At 58.2% G+C, this 1,991-nt stretch carries 1 protein-coding gene; it reads right to left on the reverse strand.

Annotated elements, in window-relative coordinates; genetic code table 11:
* Positions 1 to 360 precede the first annotated feature (360 nt).
* Positions 361 to 762, reverse strand: coding sequence for a VOC family protein (locus KXR53_RS35425; protein ID WP_437380319.1), 402 nt, complete (start codon positions 760 to 762; stop codon positions 361 to 363).
* Positions 763 to 1,991: the final 1,229 nt, after the last annotated feature.

Consider the following 1,991-nt stretch of genomic DNA (forward strand, 5'->3'; position numbering starts at 1 on the left):
ACCTCGCCGCGGCCGCCCAGAACCTCCGCAAGCTCGCCAAGCTCATCCCGATGCCGCAGCCGACACCGGCCTGAGAGGCCTCAGGCTCCACAGCGCCTGCTCGCCGTCGCTCCAGCGCCCTCTCTGCCGCCGACTTCTTCAACAGAATCCGCCCGATGCCGCCGGCGCCGCCAGGCCGGGGTGCGCCATTACCGGTCATCGAATAAGCGCCCCAACAGCGGACATTGACCGCCCCCGCGGGAGCTCGGCGCCTTCGGCCGATCAGGCTGGACCAAGGCGCCCGAAACTGGCCGTCGCGCTCGAGGCCGGATTGCGGACATGGCTCGATCCGATCCTTTGCAGCCATCCGGCGGGAAAGGATTAACGAACTCCGTCTATCGATTGAGAAGCAAAACTCAGGTGATCGCGCAGTTGGCAGGGGTTACCGTCCGGGTCAGCGAACTTCCCAATGGTGCCCCAGTCGAACCTCATGATGAGGACATCTACGCCCAAGCTCCTAAGATGCTCGGCCGCAGCATCAACATCTGGGACGTTCAGTCTAATAGTAACGGGATTTTCATGTGTAGATTTAACACCACTCTTCGCAGATCCTCCTCCCTCCAGCATCAAATATGATCCGCCGAGCTTCAGGCAAGTGAGCATTTGCTGAGGCTCGTTTTTCTCGAACTCTATCGGCAACCCGATCACGTCACGATAAAATGCGACGCATTCTCGATATCGCTCGGTGTGCAGGATCAGTCCCGCTTTCTCGACGTTGAGCATCGACGTGGCTCCTCCAGGTCCTGCCAGCGACAAACATCGCAGGAAGCACCAATGGCTGCAATTCGCTCTTCCGCACCCGCGCGACAAGGCCGGGGGGCGCCATATGCGATCATCGAGGCGGCGCCCCGAAACCGGACATCGTTCGCCCCCTGGAATCCGGCCATTCTCGATCAACCCGGCCCCACAGTGTGCCCGAAACCGGCCGTTGCAGCCGGTTCTACGAAGCGGACATGTCGGGACGTGACCCGGAACGGACTCGCCGACTTCATTCCGAGGTGGTCTCCACTGTCTGAAGCGCGCAGACCTAGCGTACGATATGCGGGGCACGTCATTCGACACAGCATGATGGTGTCCATTGCTCTCCCGATGCTAATTTCCAAATATGCTTCGCTGGCAACGCAATAACTCGATTATAATTTTAACAGAGAGGCGATGGTGAGAATGTGGCAGAATTTATTTGCCATCATAGTGTTCGCGTTCTATATCGGCGGATGCGGCAGAGAATTTGTAGATAGAAGGTCACCGATAGTAATCGCAGACGAATATATGAGACGCGAGAACCCTCAGCTACTGATAGAGCATCCTATCCGTAGTTTGGATCAGAACGCCCATGGCTGGCTGATTTATTATTTTCGGGATCCTCGTAAGCCAGAGCCGAAAGTGTTTGGTAGTGGCTTTATTGTTTTTGTTGAGAAAAAAAGGGTAGACCAATGTTTGGCGGCTTCCAGCAATAGCATCGAAATCACTGTTGAAGTGTGCAGCGGCTAAGGGTTGTTGCCTTAAGAGGTTTGTTTTCAGCCGACCTGTTCGATGTCCACCTTAGTGATGCGCCACTCGGGATTCGACGCTGTACTGACGCGTCCTCCTCTGCGCCGGATAGGTCCGGAATCCGCCCATCGGCGCCGGCGAGATTAGGCGGGACTGCGCCATAACGAGACATCCCATGGGCGCCTCGACACCGGACATCCACTGGAGCGGCCGGGCGCAGCCCTTTCCAACCAGCCGGGGCGCATCAGGGGAACCAATAGCGGACATGGCTCGGGCTCCCTAGGAGCGGACAGTGCCCTGGTCGACCGGAGCCGACCGAGGCCGTGTGGAAACGCGTGTGCGATGAGCGCTGGATGGGTTGCGGTGCAGTCGTTGTGACGGAATGTGAGGCCAGGCGTCAGGCCCGGATCGCCTGGAGTAGGCCGCCAACCCCGAGGATGGAGATCACACGCTTCATATTA

Origin of the sequence: Inquilinus limosus (assembly GCF_051487185.1) — a bacterium.
GTDB classification, from domain to species: Bacteria; Pseudomonadota; Alphaproteobacteria; order DSM-16000; family Inquilinaceae; genus Inquilinus; species Inquilinus limosus_F.

Bases quoted from the DNA above. Each gene is read 5' to 3' on its own strand.
- KXR53_RS35425 (WP_437380319.1), bottom strand. From the start codon at position 762: ATGCTCAACGTCGAGAAAGCGGGACTGATCCTGCACACCGAGCGATAT.